This is a genomic window from Phaeobacter sp. CECT 5382 (genome assembly GCF_001457775.1).
Classification (GTDB): domain Bacteria; phylum Pseudomonadota; class Alphaproteobacteria; order Rhodobacterales; family Rhodobacteraceae; genus Pseudophaeobacter.
In genome coordinates this window covers 22,354-40,294 of sequence record NZ_CYSG01000015.1, presented here as the reverse complement: position 1 = coordinate 40,294, position 17,941 = coordinate 22,354, and the positions used below count along the sequence as shown (strand labels likewise).

At 56.5% G+C, this 17,941-nt stretch carries 16 protein-coding genes, 1 tRNA gene and 1 pseudogene; 11 read left to right on the top strand and 7 right to left on the bottom strand.

The features are described 5' to 3' along the window. Nucleotides 1–46: 46 nt before the first annotated feature. The 4 genes from PH5382_RS14905 to pcaC are packed head-to-tail and all read right to left on the bottom strand — an operon-like array spanning nt 47 to nt 2,721. Complete coding sequence (locus tag PH5382_RS14905) at nt 47–895, bottom strand: 3-oxoadipate:acetyl-CoA acetyltransferase (protein ID WP_058335194.1); 849 nt, start codon at nt 893–895, stop codon at nt 47–49. Nucleotides 896–905: 10 nt separating this feature from the next. Then, nucleotides 906–1,541 carry a protocatechuate 3,4-dioxygenase subunit alpha gene (pcaG, locus tag PH5382_RS14900; RefSeq protein WP_058335193.1) on the bottom strand — a complete coding sequence of 212 codons (636 nt, stop codon included), beginning with the start codon at nt 1,539–1,541 and terminating at the stop codon, nt 906–908. 1 nt (nt 1,542) lies between these two features. After that, nucleotides 1,543–2,283 (bottom strand): protocatechuate 3,4-dioxygenase subunit beta, encoded by a 741-nt coding sequence (gene pcaH / locus PH5382_RS14895; RefSeq protein WP_058335192.1) that lies wholly within the window; start codon nt 2,281–2,283, stop codon nt 1,543–1,545. 39 nt (nt 2,284–2,322) lie between these two features. Then, nucleotides 2,323–2,721 (bottom strand): 4-carboxymuconolactone decarboxylase, encoded by a 399-nt coding sequence (pcaC, locus tag PH5382_RS14890; RefSeq protein WP_058335191.1) that lies wholly within the window; start codon nt 2,719–2,721, stop codon nt 2,323–2,325. A 111-nt stretch (nt 2,722–2,832) separates the two neighbouring features. Between pcaC and pcaQ the strand changes: the two genes are divergently transcribed. Next, nucleotides 2,833–3,786: a pca operon transcription factor PcaQ gene (gene pcaQ / locus PH5382_RS14885; RefSeq protein WP_058335190.1), complete on the top strand. Its 954-nt coding sequence runs from the start codon at nt 2,833–2,835 to the stop codon at nt 3,784–3,786. A gap of 32 nt (nt 3,787–3,818) precedes the next feature. Here pcaQ and PH5382_RS14880 read toward each other — a convergent pair whose 3' ends face one another. Continuing rightward, nucleotides 3,819–4,430 (bottom strand): TetR/AcrR family transcriptional regulator, encoded by a 612-nt coding sequence (locus PH5382_RS14880; protein WP_058335189.1) that lies wholly within the window; start codon nt 4,428–4,430, stop codon nt 3,819–3,821. A gap of 454 nt (nt 4,431–4,884) precedes the next feature. Here PH5382_RS14880 and PH5382_RS14875 point away from each other — a divergent pair, with 454 nt between their 5' ends. From PH5382_RS14875 to PH5382_RS14830, 10 genes are all read left to right on the top strand, one after another. Beyond that, nucleotides 4,885–5,760 (top strand): branched-chain amino acid ABC transporter permease, encoded by an 876-nt coding sequence (locus PH5382_RS14875; protein ID WP_058335188.1) that lies wholly within the window; start codon nt 4,885–4,887, stop codon nt 5,758–5,760. 4 nt (nt 5,761–5,764) lie between these two features. Beyond that, a complete protein-coding gene (locus PH5382_RS14870) occupies nt 5,765–6,850 on the top strand; it encodes a branched-chain amino acid ABC transporter permease (RefSeq protein ID WP_058335187.1) in 1,086 nt (361 codons plus the stop codon). Continuing rightward, nucleotides 6,847–7,614 (top strand): ABC transporter ATP-binding protein, encoded by a 768-nt coding sequence (locus PH5382_RS14865; protein WP_058335186.1) that lies wholly within the window; start codon nt 6,847–6,849, stop codon nt 7,612–7,614. Before PH5382_RS14870 ends, PH5382_RS14865 begins: the two co-directional genes overlap by 4 nt. Continuing rightward, nucleotides 7,614–8,387, top strand: a complete 774-nt coding sequence (locus tag PH5382_RS14860; RefSeq protein WP_058335185.1) for an ABC transporter ATP-binding protein — start codon at nt 7,614–7,616, stop codon at nt 8,385–8,387. Before PH5382_RS14865 ends, PH5382_RS14860 begins: the two co-directional genes overlap by 1 nt. Before the next feature lie 11 nt (nt 8,388–8,398). Further along, entirely contained in the window at nt 8,399–10,294 is a 1,896-nt protein-coding gene (locus PH5382_RS14855) for an AMP-dependent synthetase/ligase (RefSeq protein WP_058335184.1), read from the top strand. A 73-nt stretch (nt 10,295–10,367) separates the two neighbouring features. After that, a complete protein-coding gene (locus PH5382_RS14850) occupies nt 10,368–11,519 on the top strand; it encodes an ABC transporter substrate-binding protein (RefSeq protein WP_156414935.1) in 1,152 nt (383 codons plus the stop codon). 283 nt (nt 11,520–11,802) lie between these two features. Next, entirely contained in the window at nt 11,803–12,732 is a 930-nt protein-coding gene (locus PH5382_RS14845; RefSeq protein WP_058335182.1) for an MBL fold metallo-hydrolase, read from the top strand. A 232-nt stretch (nt 12,733–12,964) separates the two neighbouring features. Then, nucleotides 12,965–14,620 carry a transcriptional regulator gene (locus tag PH5382_RS14840; RefSeq protein ID WP_058335181.1) on the top strand — a complete coding sequence of 552 codons (1,656 nt, stop codon included), beginning with the start codon at nt 12,965–12,967 and terminating at the stop codon, nt 14,618–14,620. A 464-nt stretch (nt 14,621–15,084) separates the two neighbouring features. After that, nucleotides 15,085–16,089: an NADPH:quinone reductase gene (locus tag PH5382_RS14835; RefSeq protein WP_058335180.1), complete on the top strand. Its 1,005-nt coding sequence runs from the start codon at nt 15,085–15,087 to the stop codon at nt 16,087–16,089. A 105-nt stretch (nt 16,090–16,194) separates the two neighbouring features. After that, nucleotides 16,195–16,269 (top strand) — tRNA-Gln (locus tag PH5382_RS14830). Nucleotides 16,270–16,903: 634 nt separating this feature from the next. On the opposite strand, the gene PH5382_RS14825 is transcribed toward PH5382_RS14830, so the two are convergent. Together PH5382_RS14825 and PH5382_RS14820 are read right to left on the bottom strand one after the other, a co-directional pair. Beyond that, on the bottom strand, nt 16,904–17,455 hold the full coding sequence (locus PH5382_RS14825; protein WP_058335179.1) for a hypothetical protein: 552 nt from the start codon (nt 17,453–17,455) through the stop codon (nt 16,904–16,906). 71 nt (nt 17,456–17,526) lie between these two features. Next, nucleotides 17,527–17,811, bottom strand: a pseudogene (locus PH5382_RS14820) (transposase); the annotation flags it as partial. Nucleotides 17,812–17,941: the final 130 nt, after the last annotated feature.

Below are 17,941 nucleotides of genomic sequence, written 5' to 3'. Positions count from 1 at the left end.
AAAACGCCTGCTCCCGAAAGTTTGCGTGATCGGCTTCGGCATCTGGTCAGTTGGCTGGGCGCAGGCCCAGAATGTCGCGCGCCTGCGGCCAGCTGGCGACTGGGCGTTCGTATTTGTCACAAAGATCCACAGCCCGCTGCACCAGGGCCGCGTTGGAGGGCGCCAGCGTTTCACGATCCAGACGTAGATTGTCCTCAAGTCCCGTGCGGGTGTGACCGCCTGCAGCGATAGCCCATTCATTGATCTGGATCTGACCGGGGCCAATACCGGCACCGCACCATTCGGCCTCAGGTGCCAGTCGTTTCACTGTTTTGATATAGAAATCAAAAGTCTCGCGATCGACCGGCATGGCATTTTTGACACCCATGACAAACTGCACATAAAGCTTGCCTGCAATGCGGCCATCGCGGTTCATTTTTACCGCCTGATGGATGTGGGACAGATCAAAGGCTTCGATCTCGGGCTTGACCTCATATTGGCGCATCTCACTGGCCAGCCAGTCGACCAGCTCTGGTGGGTTTTCATAGACCCGCGTGGGGAAGTTATTCGACCCAACCGAAAGCGAGGCCATATCAGGGCGCAGCGACAGCATACCGCCGCGTTCCTGCCCGGCACCCGAGCGCCCACCCGTAGACAGTTGCACGATCATGCCGGGGCAGTGCTTGTGCAGCCCTTCCTGCAACAGGGCAAACCGCTCTGGATCGGAGGTCGGCGTCTGATCTGCGTTGCGCACATGACAATGGGCGATGCTGGCTCCGGCTTCAAAGGCTTCCTGTGTGCTTTCAATCTGTTCGGCAATACTGACCGGCACTGCGGGGTTATGTTCCTTGCGCGGCACGGACCCGGTGATGGCGACGCAGATGATGCAGGGTTTGCCCTGGCTGGTGGTGCTCATGCTTTTACCCTCAGATATCAAAAAACACGGTTTCGTCTTCGCCCTGCAGGCGGATGTCGAACCGATATACCACTTTGCCGTCGCGCATGTCCCGCTTTGCAATCAAAGTGGCCCGACGCTTTTCCCATTCGATGAGATTGATGATGGGGTCTGCGGTATTGGCTTCTGCCTCATCTTCAAAATAGATCCGGGTGTTGAGCCCGACATTAATGCCGCGCGCCACAATCCACAGGTTGATATGTGGGGCCATCATCTGACCATTGCGGCCCATTACAGGGCCGGGTTTCACGGTGTCAAAAGCCCATTCGCCACTGTCAAAATCGGTAATGACGCGGCCCCAGCCGCGAAAGCCCTCGTCGACCGTATGCGTATGATCAGGGCCCGCATGTTCGGGGTGGGCGTAAACACCGTTTGCATTGGCCTGCCAGGCCTCCAGCAGTACGTCTTTGACCGGGGATCCGATACCGTCGATGACCAGGCCTTCGACGCGGATGCGTTCACCGGCAGCATTGGGGCCTGCAATGTCATGGCCAAGTTCCTGATCATAGATCTCAAACCCGGCAGCGCCGGGGGCAAGTCCGATATGTACATAGGGGCCAGCGGTCTGCGAAGGGGTTTCTTTCAGGAAATTCAGCTTCTGAACCATATCAGTTTCCCTCCAGACGGTTTTCAAACAGGGTTGAGCGGCGGCCACGCAGCACGATGTCGAATTTATAGGCAATGGTGTCCAGCGGGATGGTAGCATTCAGGTCCAAGCGGGCAACGAGCTGCTCAACGGCCTCGGGGTCAGGAATGGATTGTACGATGGGACAGCGCGCGATCAGCGGATCACCTTCGAAATAGAGCTGGGTGATCAGGCGCTGGGCAAAGCCTGTGCCAAAGACCGAAACATGGATATGTGCCGGGCGCCAGTCATTGACCCAGTTGCGCCAGGGATAGGCGCCGGGTTTTACGGTGCGGAAATAGTAGTAGCCATCCTCATCCGTCATGGTGCGGCCGCAGCCACCAAAATTGGGATCAATCGCCCCAAGGTATTTGTCCTTCTTGTGACGATAGCGGCCCGAGGCATTGGCCTGCCAGATCTCGACCAGGGTATTGGGCACAGGCCGCGCATTTTCATCCAGAACTCGACCATGCACGATGATGCGCTCGCCAATGGGGCTTTCGCCAGGGCTGGCGAAATTGTTCAAAAGGTCGTTGTCGGTCGCGGCGATATCATTGTGGCCAAAGGTCGGGCCGGTGATCTCGCTGGGGGTGTTTTCCAGGCTGATCAGCGGAAATTGTGGTGAACGCGCCACCGAGGTCTTGTAGTTGCGATCCAGGGCCGGGGGATGCCAGCGGCGGTCGCGCTGGTAGAAATCACCCTGACTTTTGGTTGGTTTTGACATCTGTGGCGTCCTTATTATCGGGAGCTGCTGGGCAATGGTTCAGGCTTTGGCGGTGGAGTTCTCGGCCTCCATTTCGGCATAGGTCTGTTTGGCAAGCTTCAGCGCGTGGTTGGCACGGGGCACCCCGGCATAGATTGCGACATGCTGAAAGGCCTCGATCACATCCTGCTTGCTGGCACCGGTACGGGCAGTGGCACGAATATGCATCGGGATTTCGTCGAAATTCCCCAGAGCTGCCAGCAGCGCCAGCGTCAGCATCGAGCGTTCCCGCTGCGCGATGCCATCCGAGGACCAAACCGTGCCCCAGGCGCCTTCGGTGATCAGCCCCTGAAACGCGAGATCCATATCGGTCTTGGCGGCCTCGGCGCGATCCACATGGGCATCCCCCAAAACGGCGCGACGTGTGGCCATGCCCTGATCATATCTGTTGTTGTCCATCCGGGTCCTCGTGTCTGGCTGCGTGTCTAGCAACGGGGGCAGGAAGAGTATCGCATATCGAAAATGAACTGTATAATGCGGAAATACACATGTTTGCATTGCGGAATTGATATGCGTCTCTCGGATCACTTGAAACTGCGCCACCTTGAAGTCTTTGTCGAGGTCGCTCGTCAAGGTAGCGTCACCTTGGCGGGCGAAGCGTTGGGCATGACACAGCCTGCAGTGACCCGTGCAATTCGAGAGCTGGAGGCGGTCTGTGGCAAACCCCTGGTGGAGCGCCATGGTCGCGGTATTCGCCTGTCCTCCTATGGTGAGATGTTTCGCGATCACGCCGGGCGCAGTCTGGCGCTGGCGCGGGATGGGGTGGCGATGCTGCAGGGGTTGGATGCAGAAGAAGGGCCGAAGCTATCAATCGGGGCGCTGCCCACGGTTTCAGCGACCCTGGTGCCCGATGCGCTGGCAGAGCTGGGCGCGGGCCGCAGTCACAGTCGCTTTTCTGTCACGACCGGCGACAACCGCTATTTGCTGGATCAGCTGCGTCGCGGTGTGCTGGACCTTGTGGTGGGGCGACTGCCTGCACCGGATCTGATGGCTGGCATCGATTTTGAACCATTGTTTCACGAACGCGTTGCCGTGGTAGTGGCGGCAGATCATCCGCTTGTGAGGCAGGCGCATCTGCCGCAGGAGGCGTTGCAAACCTATCCGGTGCTGATGCCTTCACAGGGGGCGATCATCCGCCCGCTGGTTGAGCACATGTTTCTGGAGCAGGGGCTTGTGGCACCGCAATCGCCGGTCGAGACGGTATCGGCGACTTTTGGGCGCCGCTTTGTGCTGAACCACCAGGCGATCTGGTTTATCAGCGCCGGGGTCGTACACGCGGATCTGGAGGCGGGGCTTATGCGAGAGCTGGCAATCAATACACAAAGCACGTTGGGGCCGGTCGGCTTATGCATTCGCAGTGAGCACCAGCTCTCTGCTCTTGGTGCGCGGTTCTGCGCCTGTCTGCGCCAGCATTGTCATCGGAGAGAGGGAGCTGGTGATACGGGCCGTATTTCGCCGCCCTGAGACACCGGTTGGACACCGCCAGGTGACTAGGCTCAAGCGCGCAGGCTGGCCAAGGCCATGCTGGTGACATCTCGGGCAATGGTGTCGACAAAGGTTTTTGAGGCGCCACGCTCGGGGCGGAACCAAAAAACGGGTGAGTTGAGAATCAGCAAAAGGCCGGAAACGGCCACGGTTATGTTGCGGGTGGCAAGGCTGCCTTCGGTTATGCCACGGGCGACTTCGGCGCGAAACAGATCCTCGTACTGGCGCTGCCCATCGCGAACCTTACATTGCAGAGCGCGCTCAACCTCGGTGACGGCCTTGGCGCGGGCCCCTGTGTAGGTCTGCAGAATTACTTTGTGATAGGGCAGCGAATCGAGCACCGCGTAGACATGGCTGCGCGACATCTTCTCCAGGGCCTCGATCGCCGGCAGGCTGGGATCAATCACAGCTTCAACTGCGCAGTGGGTAAAGCCGGCTGCCCGCAGCTGTACCGCTGACAGCAAAGCACCTTTGGAAGGAAAATGGTGATATATCCGTCCCTTGGTCGATCCCAGGCGGTGGGCAATATCATCGACAGATGCGGTTTCCGCCCCAAGCGCCATGAAGCAGTAGGCCGCTGCATCAAGGATTTCACTTTTGGACGTGCTGATCTGTTCAAACATGATGAGGGACCCGCGTATTCGGATTGATTTTTGTGCGCCTAGCAGCTTCCGGGGGGATGTTGCAATGCCCGTGGCAGGCTGTCTGGGGCCGGTGCACACCCCGCAGCAGCGCCAAGGGCAAAGGTGCGGGATTCTCTGCGAAGCTTTGGCCAGACAGGAGGTACGCAACGTATCTGTGGTTGAATTTCACATGACTTGAGACCGCATAGCGGTGAGATCCCACACCCGGACCTTTACTCAGCCTAGGAGGCCAGAGGCGTAAAAAATAGGCTGTTTTTGCCCATTTGACGCTGGGTCTCATAGATTGACAGGTCAAAAACATACTCATTAGTCTGTTTTTAGACGCCAAGGGTTCCACCGCTTGAGGAGGCAGCGTGGAGATCCGCCAAAAAGGCGCAGAAGCCCGGAGAAGACAGGGCAAGGAACCGTTCTTTAGGAGCGGGGGGAGGAAAATTTGGAAGTATTGCAGCTCTTGGTCAGTGGGCTAGCGAATGGCTGTGTCTACGGCCTGATCGCGCTTGGGTTCGTGCTGATCTACAAGGCCACCGAGGCGGTGAATTTCGCCCAAGGTGATTTCATGATGATCGGGGCCTTCGTCAGCCTCGGCCTTACCAATGCGGAATATATGCATCTGCCATTCTGGATCGCGGCACCGCTGACGATTTCGATCATGGCAGTGTTCGGCTATCTGCTGGATCTGTTTGTGCTGCGTCATCTGTTTGGGCAAAACCAGACGGCAGTGGTGATCCTGACGATTGCCATGGGTTTCGTGCTGCGCTTTGTGGCAGGGCTGATCTGGGGGCACGAGCCACAGACACTGGAAAGCCCGCTCGCCTTGGGGGATTTGCACATTGGCGGCGTGGTTCTTGGCATGGCCGATGTGGCCGTCATCGTGGTCACGTTCCTGCTGACCTGGTTTCTGTATCAGTTCTTTCAGCGCACCAAACTGGGGCTGGCGATGCAGGCCGCAAGCCAGAACCAGATGGCGGCCTATTTCATGGGGATCCCTGTCAAACGGGTGCAGGGCTTGATCTGGGGCCTGTCCGGGGCGACCGCCGCTGTTGCCGGGATCCTGTTTGCCTCGAAAGGCGCGATTGATCCCAATGCGGGCCTTCTGGGCATCAAGGCCTTTGCTGCGGCTGTCATCGGTGGCTTCGGGTCACTGCCGGGCGCCCTTGCGGGTGGTCTGATCGTCGGGGTGATTGAACCCTTTGCCGCGCGGTACTTTGCTGCCGGATATTCACAAATTGCGCCCTATGCCCTGTTGCTGGCCGTGTTGGTATTTAGACCCCACGGGCTGTTCAGCCAGGTGCGCGTGAAGAAGGTTTGAGCAGATGCGGATACACTTCAAAACATCCTACCAACACGACATTCGCCTGTTTCCTGATCGCTGGACCTTCATGGTTTATGGCGCACTGATGGTGCTGGCCTTTGCGCTGCCTTATCTGCTGGATGAATTCTATCTGGGTGAGGTCACCAACGTGTTGATCTGGGCCATCGCCGGGCTGGGCCTGATGTTGCTGACCGGGCAGACCGGTCAGGCAAGCCTTGGACATGCGGCCTTTCTGGCGATTGGCTGCTATGCCAATACCATCCTGATCGAACAAGGCGTGCCCTTTATCATCGCGTTTCCGCTGGCGGGGATCATCACTGGCTTTGTTGGTCTGTTGATTGCCATTCCGGTGCTGCGGCTGCACGGCATCTACCTGGCGATTGCCACCATTGCCCTGTCGGTTCTGGCCGATGATATCATCGTGCTAACCGAGCCGTGGAGCGGCGGCGTTTCTGGTAAGTTCCCGGAAATGATCTCCATCTTTGGCTTTGAGATCGAGCGTTGGACCATGCCGGGGCGATTTTACTACCTGGTGTTGGTTGTGACCATCATCTGCACGCTGTTTTATCGCAATCTGCTGCGGTCTCCTTTGGGGCGTGCCTTTGCGGCGGTGCGCGACAGCGAGGTATCTGCCACGGCCATGGGCGTGCACATCGCGCGCACCAAGGGCAAGGCCTTTGGGCTGTCGTGCATGATCACCGGCTGGGCAGGGGCCCTGATGGGCTACTATGCCGGCACTTTCAACAACGAGACGTTTTCGTTGGTGATCTCGATTACCTTGTTGATGATGATCGTGATCGGCGGGCTGGGTTCTATCCATGGGGCCTTTTTCGGTGCCATCGTCGTTGCCTTCCTGCCGCAGGCACTTTCGATCCTGAAGGACAATGTCGTGGGCAGTGGCGTCGCCATTCCGGGGCTTGAGACCGGCGTCTTTGGCATGATCCTGATACTGTTCATCCTGTTTGAACCGATGGGCATCTACGGGCGATGGCTCAAGATCCGCACTTGGTTCGAGCTGTTCCCATTCGCGCGCAAGGACATGTTCCGCCGCCAGAAATCCTACCTGAAGACGGAGCGCCTGAGATGAGCCTTTTGGAAATCAAAAATGCCACGCTCAAGTTCGGCGGCGTGGTGGCTGTGAATGATCTCAGCTTCTCGGTTGAGGAAGGCGAGGTCTATGCCATCGTCGGCCCAAACGGAGCCGGCAAATCCACCGCCTTCAACCTGATATCGCGGTTCTATGAGCCCTATGCAGGCACGTTCACCTTTGATGGCAATAACCTGCTGGAGCGGGATGCGGATCAGGTCGCCGACCTGGGTATCGCGCGGACCTTTCAGAACATCGAGTTGTTCGACCACGCTACGGTTTTGCAAAACCTTCTGGTCGGGCGTCATCGTCATCGCAAGACAACACTGTTGGAGGAGATGTTCTTTACGCCGCGGGTGCGGCGCGAGGAAGAACGCCATCGCGAAGCGGTTGAAGAGGTGATCGATTTTCTCGACCTGCAACCCTATCGCAACAAGATGATTGCCGGGCTGCCCTACGGGGTGCGCAAGGTGGTCGAACTGGGCCGGGCTCTGGCGTCAAAGCCGCGCCTGCTGCTGCTGGATGAACCCGCCTCGGGGCTTTCGGTTGAAGAAACGCAGGACATGCGCTGGTGGATCGACGACATCCGCAAACAGATGGGGATCACGGTGCTGATGGTGGAACATGACATGGGGCTGGTGTCAGGCGTGTCTGACCGGGTTCTGGCCCTGGCGGATGGCGCCAAACTGGCCGAGGGCACCCCGGCAGAGGTGCAGGCCAATCCGGCCGTCATTGAAGCCTATCTTGGCGCGGGGGCGGTATAATGGCTGAACCCTTGCTGGAAATCAAAAACCTCGAAAGCTTTTACGGGCCGATCATGGCGATCCGGGGTGTTTCGCTGAAAGTGGACCGCGGCCAGATCGTGACTGTTCTGGGTGCAAATGGCGCCGGGAAATCGACGCTGTTGAAAACCATTTCGGGCATCATGGATCCTGAAAAGGGTGAAGTCCTGTTCAACGGTCAGCCCATTCAGGGCCAAGAGCCACATCGGATCGTGGGGCAGGGTATTGTGCATGTCCCCGAAGGCCGCGAGGTCTTTCCATTGCTGACGGTGAACGAAAACCTCAGCCTGGGGGCTTATACCCGCGGTGACAAGGCTGAGATCGAGCGCGACCGCGAAATGGTCTTTGACTATTTCCCCATTCTGGCGGAACGTCGGGATCAGGAGGCAGGCACGCTGTCGGGTGGCCAGCAGCAGATGCTGGCAATCGGGCGCGGATTAATGCTGCGGCCTCAGATCATGCTGCTGGACGAGCCAAGCCTGGGGTTGTCGCCTTTGCTGGTACAGGAAATCTTTGCCATCCTGCGCCGTCTCAACACCGAAGAGCATGTGACCATGATGCTGGTGGAGCAGAATGCGCGCATCGCGCTTGATCTGGCGGATGTCGGCTACGTGATGGAGATCGGCCGCATCGTGATGGATGGATCGGCTGATCGTCTGATGGAAAGCGAAGACATCAAATCGTTCTACCTCGGCCATCAGGAAGAGGGCCAGCGCGGCGAAAAACGCTGGAAACGCAAGAAAACATGGCGCTAGGAGGGGTAGAGATGAATATGCATGTCGCAAAACAGACCGGGCCTGCTCAGATCGAGATCAATGGCGTCGCCTTCAACGCAGAACCGGGTCAACGGCCAGTTCTGGTAGATGGGTGCGATACCATTCCAAAACTGTTCCAGACCCGTTGCATGGCGCTGCAGGACCGGACAGCGCATCGCGAAAAAGACATGGGGATTTGGAAAAGCTATTCCTGGAGCGCCTATTGGGACCACGCCAAGTGGATTGGCCTAGGGTTGATATCGCTGGGGCTGCAACGCGGCGAAGTGGTCTCGATCCTCAGCGAAGACCGGCGGGAATGGCTCTATACAGATATGGGCGTTCAGGGCGCGGGGGGCATTGCCTCAGGGGTCTATACCACCGATTCTGCGGCGCAGCTGGCCTATCTGGTCAATGACAGCGACAGCCGCTTTTTGTTCGTCGAAAATGATGAGCAGCTGGACAAATATCTCGAAATCGAGGCCGAGGTACCGAGCCTGACCAAGGTGATCATCTATGATCGCGAAGGGCTGCACGATCTAGATCAGGAGAAATGCATCTTCATCGAAGACCTCTACGATCTGGGACGGGCCTATGATGCCAAATATCCCGGCGCGTTTGAGGCTGAAATTGCCAAGTCAAAGCCCGAAGACACTGCCATGCTGATCTATACCTCGGGCACAACGGGCATGCCAAAAGGCGCGATGCTGGGGCATGAAAACGTATTGGCTTCGATGGAGTCCGGTGCCCGGGCGCTGGCAGTGGAACGCGAAGATGAACAGCTCTGCTTTTTGCCGCTGTGCCATATTCTGGAACGCAACGTGTCCGTCTATTTCCCGCTTGGCGCAGCCAGCACGGTGAATTTTGCCGAAAGCCCCGAGACGGTTTTTGACAATATGCAGGAGGTCTCTCCGGCGACTTTCTTTGCGGTGCCCCGGGTCTGGGAAAAAATCTACTCAAGGGTACTGGTGTTGGCACAAGAAGCGACGCCGATTGGCCGCTGGGCCTTTCAACGCGCCATCAAGGCGGGGCAGGCGCGCGCTGAATATGTGATGTATGGCAAGACGCCTCCGGCAAGTGTGGCGGCGACCTATGCATTCTGGGACTTTGCCGTGCTGCGCAATCTGCGCCGGATGCTGGGCATGGACCGGATGCGGCGTGGTGGCACCGGTGCAGCACCGATTTCACCAGAGCTGCTGAAATGGTACTGGTCCATCGGTGTGCCCCTGATCGAAGGCTACGGCATGACGGAAAATGCCGGTATCTCGACGATCAATACTCTGGAACATAACCTGCCCGGCACTGTCGGACGGCCGGTTCCGGGGGTTGAGTTGCGGATCGCCGAGGATGGCGAGATCCAGACCCTGGGGTTGAATAATTTTCAGGGCTACTGGCGCAACAACGAAAAAACCGCTGAAACCTTTACCGCCGATGGCTGGCTGCGCACCGGCGATGTTGGCAAGGTAGACCCGGAGGGCAACCTTACCATCACCGGGCGTATCAAGGATATCATCATCACCGCAGGCGGGAAAAACATCACCCCGGCTGAAATCGAAAGCCGACTGAAGTTCAGCCATTACATTTCAGATGCGGTGGTGATTGGTGATCGGCGCAAGTTTTTGACCTGTCTGATCATGATTGATCAGGAAAATGTTGAAAAATTTGCACAGGACCGGAAGATACCATTCAGTGATTTCGCATCTCTTTGCGCGGCGGCTGAGGTGGTTCAGCAGATCCGCGACGAGGTCGAGGCCGTGAACAAGGTCTTTGCCCGGGTGGAACAGATCAAGGACTTCCGCCTGATCAACGTCCTGTTGACGGCCGAGGATGATGAACTGACTGCAACAATGAAACTGAAACGCAGTTTTGTGGAGAAGAAGCACAAGGCACTGATCGACGATATGTATTGATAGCGTGATCTAAAACACGCTGCGATTGTACTCTAGGGAGGAGACAAAAATGATGAAACTGACATCCAAGTTGATGGCGGGTACCCTGTTGGCAGGTGCCATGAGCCTGACAGCGGGCACTGCCGCGCTGGCCGAGAGCCAAGGCGTAAGTGACAGCGAAGTGGTAATCGGCTCCGTGAATGATCTCAGCGGCATTTTTGCGGCTATCGGGGTTCCGGCCACCAATGGCGCCAACATGCGCTTCGCCGAGGCCAATGCCGCCGGTGGTGTGCATGGCCGCCAGATCCGCCTCATTGTCGAAGACAATGGCTATCAGATCCCGCGTGCGATGCAGGGCTACAACAAGCTTTTGAACCGCGACAAAGTCTTTGCCATGTTGCTGTCACTGGGCACACCGATGAACCTTGCCGGGTTCAAACTGCTGGATCCCAAAGGTATTCCTAACGTCGGTCCACTGTCGGCGGCCCGTCAGATGCTGCAGGATCCGGTCGAGAACAAATTCATCGGCTTTTCCAGCTACTATGATCAAGTCACCGCCGGGGTGAGCTATCTGGCTGAGGAATTCGACGCCAAAGAAGTCTGCGCCATGTATATCCCGTCGGATTTTGGCAAGGAAATCAAGGAAGGTGCCGAAGATACCGCGCATAAGCTGGGGCTGAGCTTTGCAGCCGAAACTACCCACAAGCCGGATGAGCTGGATTTTGTCGGCTCGCTGACCAAGCTGAAGGCGGCCGGTTGTGACATCGTCACCATGGCGCTGGGCGTGCGTCAGGGGATCACCGTGGTTGGAACGGCCAAAAAGATCGGCTGGACTGACGCCAAATTCCTCAACACTTCTGCAGGCTTTCTGGATGTTGTCGCCGCCGTTCCCGGTGGCGTGACCGATGGGCTCTATGCCTCTGCGGGCTGGGTGGATCTGATTGCCCGTTCCGCAGACCCTGTGCCGGCCAAATTCATGGCGGATTACCAGGCCAGCTTTGATCAGAAAGCGACCGGGTTTGCCATGCTGGGTTACTCGGCTGCCGATACCGTGGTGCGCGCGCTTGAGGCCGCAGGGAAAGACCTTAGCCAAGAGAGCTTTATCAAAGCGATGGAAACTCTGGATTATTACGATGATCTTACAGACACCAAAATCACCTATGGTGCGGATGATCACCGGGGCGCTGATGATATCGTGATTTCGATTGTTGAAGGTGGCCTTTGGAAAGAGCTCAGCCGTCGGTGACGCCGGTAGAGATTGACTTGGTCTTCTCCTCGGTTTTCTGATCGGGCGAAGGCCAATAGGCAAAGAAGAGCCCGGCGCAGCATTGCTGTACCGGGCTTTTTTGTTTTTTGCCGTAGAACCGATAGGAAAGACTCCTCTCACATCCTGAACCGGGAATGAAACTTGTGGCTTGGAAGGCCTGTGATCCCGGCGGTTCTCGGCCCCAATTGTGAAATGAGTGAAAGTCATATAAATTCGCATGTGAGAATATAAATACTGAAAAATATCGAATGAGGAGGTCGAAATGAGGATCACGCGACGACAAGCAATTGCGGGGCTGGGGTCCGGCCTGATTTTGCCTGGGGTGGGCAGTTGGGCTGCCGCCACCGGAGCAGAGCAGGCGGGGGCCGCATTGACCCTCGGTACCATGCAGATTGACACAGTGTCCGATGGGCATCTGGTCCTGCCACGAGAGGTGCTTTTCGGGGAGCTCGACCCGCAGAAGGTTGATCTCATTCTGCAGGCGCAAGGCATCGCACCAGGCCCGATCGAGCCGCCAATTAATGTGACGCTGATGCGGGACGGCCCGCGAGTGGTCCTGTTTGATGCAGGATCCGGTCCTGCCTTTCAAGCTTCTGCAGGTCGCTTGGCCGAGGCGTTGGAGGCCATGGGCGTTGCAGCGGATGAGGTCACCCACGTGGTCTTTACTCATTGCCACCCAGACCATCTCTGGGGTGTTCTTGACGATTTTGATGAGCCTCTGTTTCCGCAAGCTGAATACTTGATGGGGCAGGTCGAGTGGGACTATTGGTTCGCTCCCGAGACCGCAGAAACCATTGACGCGTCGCGAGTGACAATGGCGGTGGGTGCTCGCCGACGCATGGCGGTTCTGGAGGAGCGGTTCACGCGGTTTCGCGATGGTGAAGAGATACTGCCAGGGGTCGCGGCGCATGCCACATTTGGCCATACACCCGGCCACATGTCCTTTGAGTTGCGAAGCGGTAGCGAAAGCATCATGGTCGGCGGAGATGCCATTGGTAATCACCATGTCAGCTTTGCTGAACCTGGCTGGCCTATCGGGACTGATCAGGATGCTTCAGCTGCGGCCCAAAGCCGTATGCGGCTGTTGGACCAACTGTCCCATGAACAGATTCGGCTGATCGGCTATCATTTGCCGGATGGAGGCCTAGGGCTGGTCGAGCGTAAAGACGACCAATATCGGTTTGTTGTCTAGAGTTGAAAATAGTTTTTGGGGCGGCGCTCTTCGCTGCCCCGGTTAACCTTTGTTAATCAATGCTCTAGCCTTTTGAAATGTAGCATTTTTCCCGGCCAGGTTGTAAAAAAAACTCAAAACCTATCGATGTAATCGATGGGTTTCATCGGCATCCCTAATTGTTATTTTTATTTACAAGTTTGCGGAGTGTTGCTGTAATTTGATTGTGAAGTGATTTTTTTGGGATCTCATTATGTGTGTGTTACTTCGTTTGGGCCAGTTTGGTGCCTTCAGTGTCGCCAGTGGCGACAAAAAGACAATCTCGCTGGGGGCAAAGCATCAAGCCCTCTTGGCTTTGTTATCTACCGCAGAATCTGGTGTTCGAACACGGGCTTTTCTGGAGCAGACGCTGTGGAGTCTGGCGCAGCCAGAGCAGGCTAAGGCAAGCCTTCGTACCGCATTGTCGACACTCAGGCGTCATCTTGGGCCCACGGCTGCTCAGGTTCTCAGCGCCAATCGTGAAAGGGTTATTCTTGACCTGAAACAGGTCGCATTTGAAGAACCCGTGCAGGGCACAGAGTTCATGGAAGGGTTTGAACTGCCCTATGAGGTTAATTTCGCCCGCTGGCTGCAAACGACCCGCAGTGAAATGGCGCGGCGCCAAAATGCCAGGAGCCCAGGTCCGGAACATGTAAAGCGCCAGCGAATGGACAGTCTTCTACCTCTGATCGCGGTTTTACCCTTTGTTCAGATCTCTCCTGGCGAAGATACCTCGGCTCTTGGGTCCCTGATCTCAGAGGAGTTGTCGCGCAGCCTCGCTCGAAGTCAGGCGTTTACTGTCACCTCCTATCTGGCATCACGGCAGTTCGACCCGGCGCGGGTTCGGCCCGCAGAAGTCTCCGCGGTTGCTGGAGTGAAATATCTGGTTTCTGGCTCCGTACGAGCAACTGGACAAAAAATGTCGGCCGAGATCGAGCTGCACGACGCTGAGCGGGAACAGGTCATCTGGTCACGGCATTTTGAAGGGCCGCTGCAGGATCTGATGTCTGGTCAATGTGATGCCCTGAGCAAGGCAACTCAACAGATCGGGCAGACCCTGGTCGGGGATGCCGTGCGGGTGGCGGGGTTCAAGCCGCTCTCGAGCCTTGAAGGCCACACCCTGTTGATGGCGGCGATTTCGATGATGCAGGAGATGACACCGGACCGCTTTGGCCGGGCGCGTGAAATTCTGACCGTCTTGTTGGATCGCGAGCCACAACACCCGCTTGTGCTGACCTGGATGGGGTTCTGGCATGTGTTGCGGGTGCAAAAGGGGTTTTCCAGTGATCGCCAGCTGGATGCGCAGCTTGCCAGTCAACTGGCGACCTCGGCCCTGTCAGCGGACCCATCCTTCTCTCTGGCGCATACTCTCAAAGGCGCTATTTCCAGCCATCTCCTGTTCCATTTCGACCTTGCACAGGAATCCTATGATCTCGCCCTGAAGGACAACCCGAACGAAGCCATGGCCATCTTGCTGAAGGGTGCCACCTGGGCCTATCAGAACCGCCCAATTGAGGCGGTAAAACTGACAGATGCCGCACGGCGGCTGACGCCGCTTGGACCGCAGCGTTACTATTTCGATTCTGTTTCGGCTTTTGCTAATCTCTCGGCCCATAATTACGACCGGGCGATAGAACTGGCTGATCGGTCTCTGCAGGCAAATTCGGCCTATCCGGCCAGTTTGCGCACCAAAGCCATAGCCCTGCAGCTGACGGGGCGCGGTGGTGAGGCCAAAGAAGTGGTGCAGAATCTGATGACCGCATCTCCAGACTTCAATTTAGGGCAATACAGCCGCGAACATCCGGCGGCGATTTCTCAGGCGGGACATGCATGGACGGACGCCTTGAAACAGGCCGGCGTTCCAGATTGACTGGCAAAAAGTAGGGCAAGACCGGGTAGCCCCCCAGACCAGGCCTCAGGATCGGCTGTCGGCATGCAACACCACAGGGTTTGTGCAGGGCTTTTCATGTGTTTTGTAGTTCTCGGCCCTGCTTTGACCACTCCTATTGGGACGTCCTAGTCAGGCATCTCTTCTGGCGGGCAGATCAGCAGCGGGTGGCCTGGCTGGCTTGTCAGCTGTTGTCTTGTCAGCTGTTGTCTTGTCAGTTGTGATGGTGGTCGCTGCGGGGATGACGTGGCGTGCGTGGCCCAAACCCGACAGGCCTGTCCCGATTGTAGCCCTGTCCATTCCGGGAAGGCGATGTATTCTATCCCGGTTGCCATCCTGGTTGTCAGCGGATTCAGTGCCCTCACAGGTTTGGTGCGAGGGGCTCGCGCCTGGAGGCAACACTCGACGCAATACATCATCCAATACTTCACAAGGAACCAACATCGATGAAAGCCATCACCTATCGCGCCTTTGGGGCAGCCTCCGAGGTTCTGCAGCTCGAAGACTTGCCTGCGCCGCAGCCCCAAGCGGGGGAAGTTCTGGTGGATATGGTTTTTTCGGGGGTCAACCCGTCGGATGTCAAAACCCGCACCCGCGGACAGCCGGGGCTCAAGGGTTTCCCTTGGGAGCTGATTATTCCGCACAGCGATGGCTCGGGAGTGATATCGGCCGTTGGAGACGGTGTCTCTGAGGATCGCATCGGAGAGCGTGTCTGGATCTGGAATGGTCAGTTTCGCCGATCCTGCGGTACAGCGGCCCAAAAGATGGCCCTGCCATCGGAGCAGGCTGTAGCTCTCCCTGACGGCGTGAGTCTGGAGGTTGGAGCTGTTTTGGGCATTCCGGGCCTGACGGCTTGCTTTGCCGTTTTTGGCAAGGGAGAGGTTCAGGGCAAGACCGTGTTGGTTCAAGGCGGTGCCGGAACCGTGGGTATTCTGGCGGTGCAATTGGCCAAATGGGGCGGTGCCCGGGTCATCGCGACCTGTGGCACCACTGGTCGCGAGCGGGTGATTGCCGCCGGGGCCGATGCTGTTCTTGACTACCGTGCACCGGATCTCGCGGCTCAAATTATCGCTGCCAATGATGGCGTGTTGGTAGATTTGGTCATCGAGGTGGAGTTTGGCAGCAATATCGACACGGACGCTCAAGTGGTCGCCGAAAACGGACGTATTGCCGCCTACGGATCGGCTCAGGAAATGAACCCGAGCTTTCCCTTCCTGCCGCTTTTGTTCAAGGCAGTTACTGTCGAAATTATTCTGGTTTATTTGCTGACACCGGATGAAAGACAAGCGACAATTCAGCGCCTTCATACAGCGTTGAAGGCAGGGGCCCTGACTTGCGATATTCAAAAGGTATACAAAATAACAGAGGCTTGCGCGGCGCATGAGGCTGTAGAGGCAGGTGCACGCCAAGGTGCAGTGCTGATCCAGACTGGTGTGCTTGCTTCAAGTTAGGCAAATTGGGAGAGGGGGCCTAGGAGGCAACAGAAAAAGTTTTCAACTTTTTCCACAAAGCCTCTTGCGCGCCCTCTAAACTCACACTAGAACGCCGCTCACTGATGGGGTGTGGCCAAGTGGTAAGGCAACAGTTTTTGGTACTGAAGATCGTAGGTTCGAATCCTACCACCCCAGCCAGTACTTCCTAACATGATCTAGAGACGCGACTTCTGACCCGGTGTGGTTCAGAATGCCCCTCGTAATGCCCCCACCTGCATGTGGCTCTATCAGGCTGCCTGTGGGGCTCTGTGGCGGGCTGAGCACGATCGTGGACCTTAGGCATCCAAGCCATCTAGGGGCTCTTCTAGGCCCACTCTGTGGCGATGTCGTAGCGCCTCTTAAGCAGCCCTCCCCTCACCACTACCAGTCATAACGTGCTACCCCCCAATGCTAGGGATAGGTCTCCTAAGGGAATAGGTATAAGTAATGGATGATAGAAGACAGAATAGTGAAGATCTTAGTAGGAGTACCCGATCAGGTCCCCTTAGATAACATACTAGTCTATCTAAGAATTATAGGTAGTCTGCACAGTAAGCATTCAAACCCAAGGCCTTATTGACAATGAGCAAGATTAAGAACCCGTGGCACTCCCGGCCAATAGACGTGCATAGGTGGTCTGATCATCCTGAGGTGAAGCAGTTTGTGGATAGGATCTGGGATGAGTACTTACCTGCTGAGGTGGTAGGAAAGTCTGGGCCGAAGCCGAAGATGGCGTTTAGGAAGCAGCCCAAAGCTGCTAACCGAACTCAACATCACGTAATTCTCCACCCAATCAGTTGCACTGAGAATAGAAGGGGCTCACGCGATCCGGATAAGATAAAAAATACACTGCATTGAACCCACGAAGGTTGGGTCGAAACCGCTCTTCAAGTATCAATTTCCCGCTGTTGTTGATACGATTAGCAACCACAAGTAGGCGAATGTCGGAGTAGGCTTCCTTGTAAATCGAAAGCTTTCGAGCCTTCTTGTCAATTTCCCGCTGTAGGTTTTCTTCGTTTCGAGAAATCCAACCAACACCGTCCTGAATAACACTCCAACGAGAATTTGCCGAGCGGTGAGCCCAAACTTTTCCGCTTGCGAAACTGATTTCACTGCTTCTTTCGATACTATCTTGGCTGTATAAGGCTGCTTCTTGTAGTGCGCTTACAAGGTCATCCATTGCTAGCTGGTTGACAGGGCCAAGGTATCTCACCAGTTTGAGCGTGATGATGTTGGTCGGGCTGAGAGCGAAGAAGTCATCATCCTGAAGGATGAGAGCAAGAAGCCCGTTGAATACGAGGATACGTCGGAAACCAACCGAATGCGGGAGGATCACCGACTGCACGCCGCATAATCAAACCAACCAGATGAGCCAAACTCTCTCTTAGTTTAGGCCGCCATTGGTCCGAAAAACCCTGACGACGGACACATCACTGTTTTCTTTTCGCCGTGCTCGGCATCCAGTCCTGCCATCGTCTGGGCGAAGATGCCCTTGTCACTCCAGCGCTTCCAGCGGGTGTACAGAGTCTTGTGCAGCCCGTATTCCTTTGGTGCATCCCGCCAGCGCAACCCATTGCGATTGATAAGGATAACTCCACTCAGAACACGCCTGTCGTCAACGCGTGGCTTGCCGTGAGACTTGGGGAAGAAGGGTTCAAGACGCGCCATATGCTCGTCGCTCAGCCAGAAAAGGTCAGACATGACCTCCGCTTGTTTTCGGCACGGTGAATCACGAAGCCGACCGAAAATCAATGGGTCCTGAGCCTAGGATTTCTCTTCCTTCAACGAGGAGGAGGGTATTAAGTATAAGTAATGCTTAATAGGCGGGGGT